This is a genomic window from Paraclostridium sp. MRS3W1, from assembly GCF_032465715.1.
Classification (GTDB): domain Bacteria; phylum Bacillota; class Clostridia; order Peptostreptococcales; family Peptostreptococcaceae; genus Paraclostridium; species Paraclostridium dentum.
In genome coordinates, this window is record NZ_JAWDJM010000200.1 from 1 (window position 1) to 7043 (window position 7043).

Annotated in this window: 4 protein-coding genes; 1 reads left to right on the top strand and 3 read right to left on the bottom strand. The window is 30.2% G+C overall.

The window, feature by feature from the left end:
* A partial coding sequence (locus RWY47_RS18055) for a CPBP family intramembrane glutamic endopeptidase (protein WP_316030386.1) occupies positions 1-458 on the bottom strand: 458 nt, incomplete at its 3' end.
* 105 nt (positions 459-563) lie between these two features.
* Positions 564-4871, bottom strand: a complete 4308-nt coding sequence (locus RWY47_RS18060; protein ID WP_224170376.1) for a PolC-type DNA polymerase III — start codon at positions 4869-4871, stop codon at positions 564-566.
* A gap of 134 nt (positions 4872-5005) precedes the next feature.
* On the opposite strand from RWY47_RS18060, the gene RWY47_RS18065 reads away from it, so the two are divergent.
* On the top strand, positions 5006-5674 hold the full coding sequence (locus RWY47_RS18065; RefSeq protein ID WP_148551109.1) for a hypothetical protein: 669 nt from the start codon (positions 5006-5008) through the stop codon (positions 5672-5674).
* A gap of 26 nt (positions 5675-5700) precedes the next feature.
* On the opposite strand, the gene RWY47_RS18070 is transcribed toward RWY47_RS18065, so the two are convergent.
* The coding region (locus RWY47_RS18070; RefSeq protein WP_316030387.1) for an SH3 domain-containing protein at positions 5701-7043 on the bottom strand (1343 nt) is incomplete at its 5' end.

Sequence of the window (7043 nt, forward strand, 5' to 3'; positions counted from 1 at the left end):
GCTACACCTTGTATAATATTTAAGTGAATAATCCCAAATATCAAAGCTGAATATACTATAGCTTTTATAGGTCTATTACTAAATTTTTCTAATAACTTTCCAAGTAAAATTTTTCTAAAGATTAATTCCTCAATTATAGGACCTATTATAATAACTTGAATACTAATTACTATCGTATTTATGATAGTAGCATTTTGCATATATGTATTGAAAACATTTTTAGATGGAACTATATGTAAATATAAAATCCAATTTGATATTATAACACTTTTCACTAAAACAAATCCTAAAATCATGCATATACAACTCACCATACTTTTTTTAAATAAAAACTTACTTTTACTTTCATTAAACTCCTTATTTTTCCCCGGAAATATTTTTTTCGATATTTTTAAGCAAATAAAAATTATTAAAACATCACAAATTCCTATAATCAACGAAATTAAGTTTGTATTCATAATAATTCCCCCTTTTTTATATTCATTTTAATTATATACTCAAAGTCCTTATATGTACAAATAGGATTATAACTCACAAGTTTCCATAAGTTATAATCCTATTTATTAGAATAATGATAATTGATTCTTATCACTCATATTTTCTAAAGATCCATGATTTGTTAAAGTTTCAATTACAGTTTTTGAAATTTTAGTTCTCTTTCTAAGATCTTCTTTAGATATAAATTCTCCATTATCCCTTTCATTTTGAATATTTATTGCTGCATTCTCTCCTACCCCTTGTAGCGCTATCATAGGTGGCAATAAAGTTTTTTCACCTACAACTTGGAAATTTTTAGCATCCGATTTATATATATCAACCGGTATTATCTTTATACCTCTTGCATACATTTCAAGAGCAACTTCTAAAACTGTTAGCATATTTTTTTCTTTAGTAGTTGCTTCATTTCCTAACTCTTCAATTTCTCTTATTTTTGATTTTATCGCCCCTAATCCTTTTACAATTAAATCTGCATCAAAATCTTCTGCCTTAGTTGTAAAATAAGTTGCATAAAAAGCTTCTGGATAATGAACCTTGCAATATGCAAGTCTAAATGACATCATTACATATGCAACAGCATGCGCTTTAGGGAACATGTATTTAATTTGCTGGCATGACCATATATACCACTCTGGGACATCATTTTTTTCCATTTCTTCTATATGCTCAGGCTTTAACCCTCTACCTTTTCTAACACTCTCCATTATTGTAAAGGCCATTTTAGGAGGTAATCCTTTAAATATAAGGTAGTTCATTATATCGTCACGAGTAGATATAACATCTTTAAGACCTACTATTTCCTTCTGGACTAACTCTTGAGCATTATTTAGCCAAACGTCAGTACCATGAGAAAGCCCAGATATACGGACAAGCTCTGCAAATGTAGTTGGCTTAGTATCAAGTAACATTTGTCTAACGAACTTAGTTCCAAACTCTGGTATTGCTAGTGACCCTATTGGACAATTTATTTCTTCTGGTGTTACTCCTAATGCATCTGTTGATGTAAATAATGACATAGTTTCTTTATCATCTAATGGTATTGTTGTAGCATCTATTCCTGTTATATCTTCAAGCATTCTTATTATGGTAGGCACATCGTGCCCTAGTATGTCTAGTTTAAGTATTCTACCACTTATAGAGTGATAGTCAAAGTGAGTAGTTATTACTCCACATGAAGTATCATTTGCAGGATATTGTATAGGCGTAAAATCATACACATCTTTATAATGAGGAACAACCATAACTCCACCAGGATGTTGCCCTGATGTTCTTTTTACTCCTGTACATCCATTCGCTAACCTTAATGCTTCTGCTGAGGTAGTGTTTATATTATTTTCCTCTATATATTTTTTAGCATATCCAAATGCTGTTTTTTCTGCTACTGTACCTATGGTTCCAGCTCTATAAACATATCCTTCACCAAATAATTCCTCTGTATATTTATGAATTATTGGCTGATAATCACCAGAGAAGTTTAAGTCTATATCCGGTTCTTTATCTCCTTCAAATCCTAAGAAAACTTCAAACGGTATATCATGACCATCTTTTTTTAGAGGTCTTCCACACTTTGGACAATCTTTATCTGGTAAGTCTGCTCCTGATCCCCACTCTCCTATTTCATAAAAATAAGAATATTTACATTCTTCATTTTCGCATATATAGTGGGCAGGTAATGGATTAACTTCTGTTATATCACTCATAGTCGCCGCAAAAGATGATCCAACCGATCCCCTAGATCCAACTAGATATCCATCTCTTAATGATTTAGTAACAAGTTTTTGAGAAATGATGTACATAACCGCATACCCATTTCCAATTATAGAGTTTAATTCTCTATCTAATCTTGCTTCAACTACTTCTGGCATAGGATCTCCATAAATTCTTTTTGCCTTTTCATAGCACATTTCCCTAAGTTCTACATCAGAACCTTCTATTACAGGTGGATATGTATCATCCGGAATTGGTTTTATATCCTCAATCATATCTGCTATTTTATTAGTATTTGCTACAACTACTTCGTATGCTTCTACTGGATCTAAATAACTGAATTCTTCTAGCATCTCATCTGTAGTCCTAAAATGAAGATATGTTTCTTCCTCATCTACTTTAAACCCTTGAGAATTTTTCAAAACTTTTCTAAGAACAGCTTCATGCTTATCTAAGAAATGTACATCTCCTGTAGCTACTGGTATTTTATTAAACTTCTTAGCTATATTGATTAATTTTCTGTTTAACTCCCTTAATTCTTCTTCGTCTTTAACTTCACCTTTTTCAATCATGAACCTATTATTATCAATTGGCATAACTTCTATATAGTCATATAAATCTATTATCTTTTCTATTTCTTCGTCTGGTAAATTTTTCTTAACAGCTGCGAATACTTGTCCTGCTTCACATGCAGACCCTATTATTAAACCTTCTTTATGCTTTTCTAATACACTCCTTAATATCCTAGGAGCTCTGTAAAAATGATTTACATGTGCATCTGATACAATCTTATATAAGTTTTTTAATCCAGTATAATTTTTAGCAAGTAAAGTTATATGGTTTGTTGCAATCTTTGTATAATCAAGGCCTCCAAGTTTTTCATTTACATCACTTAACTTTTCAACACCTTCTTTTTTAAGCATTTCTAAAAATTTTATAAATATATGGGCTGTAGCCTCTGCATCGTCTACTGCTCTATGATGGTTCAAAAGAGGTATTCCTAATGCTTTAGCAATAAGATTCAATCTATGTCTTTTTAACTGTGGTAATAAAACCCTAGCTAAAGTCAACGTATTCACACTCTTATTTTTAAACTCTAGACCTTGTTCTCTACTTTTTTGGGATATAAATCCCATATCAAAATCAGCATTGTGTGCAACTAAAACATCGTCACCTACAAATTCTAAAAACTTAGGCAAGATAGTCTCTATCGTTGGTTTATCTGCTACTAAGTCATTAGTAATTCCTGTTAATTCCTGTATTTTATACGATATGTCCGTTTCAGGATTTACCAACTCACTAAATCTATCTACAACTTTAAAGTTTTCGATTTTAACAGCACCAATCTCCGTTATCTTATCATTTGTATTAGAAAATCCAGTAGTTTCTATATCAAATACTACAAAACTTTGAGATAGTTCTTTATCATTTGGATCTTTTATTATAGGAACTTCATCTTCTGCTAAATATCCTTCAACACCATAAATAGCCTTTATACCATGTTTTTTAGCCGCGTCCATAGCCTCTGGAAATGCTTGTACCACTCCATGATCTGTTATAGCTATTGCAGGATGACCCCATTTTGCAGCTCTCTCAACTAATTTTTTTGTTGGACATATAGCATCCATTGATGACATTTGAGTATGAGCATGAAGCTCAACCCTTTTAACGTCTGACTTATCTATACGTTCTTCTTTAACTTCTTGTTTTATCCCACTTATAGTCATAGTTAGTTCTCTCTGATAGTTATCATACAGTGCGTCACCTTTTATTTTTAGGTAAGCACCTTTAGTTACTGAATCTATAACTTTATCTTTATTCATATCATTTAAGAACAGCTTACAACTTATTGAACTTGTGTAGTCTGTTACTGCTGCTATTAAAAGAACTTTACCATTTCTTAACTCTTTTAATTCAACATCAAAAACTTCACCTATTACACAAACAGTTCCTGAGTTAGGGTTTAATCTATTTATTTTTTCAACTGGAGCATTTACATTTTCTCCATAAATATATTCTTCTTTTGATAAAGCTGCTATAGCTTCATTTCCTTCCATTTCAGCTTCATTTTCATCATCTAATTCTAATGATTCTGCTATTCTTTCTTTTACCATTTGTTCAACTAAATTATCATTTTTCATAATTAACTTTTCTACATCAGGTCCTCGATTAACAGATTTTTCAAAAACTATGTCTATTTCGATTCCAGCCTCTTCTGCTAATACATTTTTTAAAACCTGTATAGCATTTTGATTTGTAAGTCTCCTATAAAATAAATCTGATGGTAACTTTATTTTTAATGTATCATCTATACACATATACTCAACTTTTTTCACCCAACCACTTAGTGATGGACATAAATTAATTAATATATGTAGTATATTTGACCAATATTTTTTTATGATATCTTTTGTTTTCTGTTTTTCTAATTTAACATATCTTACTTTAATTTTCACATCACTAAAGTAATCAAGCTTTTCCTTAATTTCTTCTCTTAGCATGTCTGTGTATATATAACTTATTATATTTTTTGAAGATAAATATATATATATTATTTTTTCTTCCTTAAAGTATATTACTTTTGTTACATCTACATCTGCTAATTGTTTGTTTAAAATATTATTTTCTATTTCAAGTTTTTCTAAATAATCTTTAATAGTTTCCATAAGAAGTTCCCTCCTCTCCATCAAATTATTATATCATATATACTACTTTTTTTATTAGGATTAGCTACAAAATATATATTTTTTAATAATATATTAGTAAGTAAGTTAGACGACACATTTAAGGTGGTGATTTCATGGATAACGTTGATAGCGTTTTAATAAATAAAATTTTACTTTCTTATGAAGATTTAGGCGAAAAAAAAATAATAAAAGAAATTGTAAAAAGTGTAAATGTTAATAAAAAATTATATATGCTTTATTTTAAAAAAAGATTCATACCTATATGTACGCTGCCTAGGTTAAGACTTATACTAGTTTCAAAGCAGGGATTTGTATCTTTTTGTTATAACTTTTTTTCATTCTTACATTCTAAGAACATTTTTTTAAACATATCTAGTAAAAACATTTTTTCTATAGCTAAATTTGTTATATATCATGAGATTGGCCATATACTTGATTCAAGCATAGATGCTAGCAGGGCTGAATACAGTCAATTAATCAAAATATTTATAAATAAACTTGTTGAATATGATATAGATATAGATATAGAAAATCTTCACAAAAAAAGCTTGCCGGTTGATTTAGAGGAATGTGTTATAAATCTAAAGAAAAATCTTATAAATAGAGAGTCTATAGCTTGGTCTATAGCGCATAGACTTATAGACTTCGAGGATAAAAATGAAGAGTTTATTTTTGATAATATGAGAGAGTATGCATTAGCTACTTATAATTTTGGCAATATAAAAAATATTATTAGTGAAAACAACATAGATGTTTTTTTAAAGTATAAAAGAATTGCGTAAAAAAATGAGGGTAGCCCCTCATTTTTTTATTTTTTATGAACTGGAACTTCATAAACTAAATTGCTAGTTGTATCATACATTCCTACCAATTTATTCATTACTCCTGATATAGCATTTGCCCAGTTTACATCTGTAGCATATTGATGCCATAAATTTTCATAGCTCCATCTCATTTTATATAAAGTGTTTTGTCCGTATTTACTACTATGTATGTAATTTGAAGATAACCACTTAGCTGAACCATCTATAGTTTTTTCAACTGTTGTCCATCCATTTTTATATGCAGCTTCAGCCCCTGAAAGATTTGCAGTTCCATCGAATGCTCCAATTCCAAAGAAGTTATAAACTTTTACAGGCTGAGGTAGTGGTTTTCCTTGATAAGATGTTAAAACTTGTCCTTGTGCAAGAGTAGATCTTCCATAACCTGTTTCTAGCATAGAATGTCCTACTAAGTATACTAAATCTATATTATGTTTCTGCGCAGCATTTATAAATGCTTGTCCTTGATTATAGAAAACATTAGAGCCTCCTGATGTAGGACTTAAACTATTTAAATATCCATTTAATTCACTTGCAGTTATTCCACCTTTATAGCTATCTAATCTTAAAAATTGTAGCATACTACTCTTGCTACCTGTAAAGTTACTTGGGTTTATATAGTGTTCTATATCAGATCTACTAGCTTGTACAAACCCACGTGATGCTATCATATTTCCATTACCTTTCGTAACTTGTTGGTTAACATGTTGTGTTAAAGTATAGCTTACAGGTGTATTATTAACTGTCGCTCCATCTACAACCTCAGAGCTACCTCCTCCACCTGTGCTTCCTCCACTATAGTCTTTTAAGTAGTCACTTGATACGTAACCTTCTTTTCCATTGAATTTAATTTTTGACCATCCATTACTTTCTGATATTACCTCTACTACTTCATTTTGTCTTAGAGATCCTATTTTACTACTACTTGTTGATGGTCCACTTCTTACATTTAACGATGTTGCTGTTACTATTTTATTATTACTTGGATTTGGATTTTCACTTCCTCCACCAGTATTTCCACCATCAGAATCTTTTAAATATGCACTTGATACATATCCTTCTTTTCCATTGAATTTAATCTTTGACCATCCATTACTTTCTGATATTACTTCTACTTTATCATTTTGTTTTAATGATCCTATTACGCCATTACTTGTTGATGGTCCACTTCTTACATTTAACGATGTTGCTGTTACTATTTTATTATTACTTGGATTTGGATTTTCACTTCCTCCACCAGTATTTCCACCATCAGAGTCTTTTAAATATGTACTCGATACATATCCTTCTTTTCCGCTGAACTTAACTTTCGACCAGCCATTACTTTCTG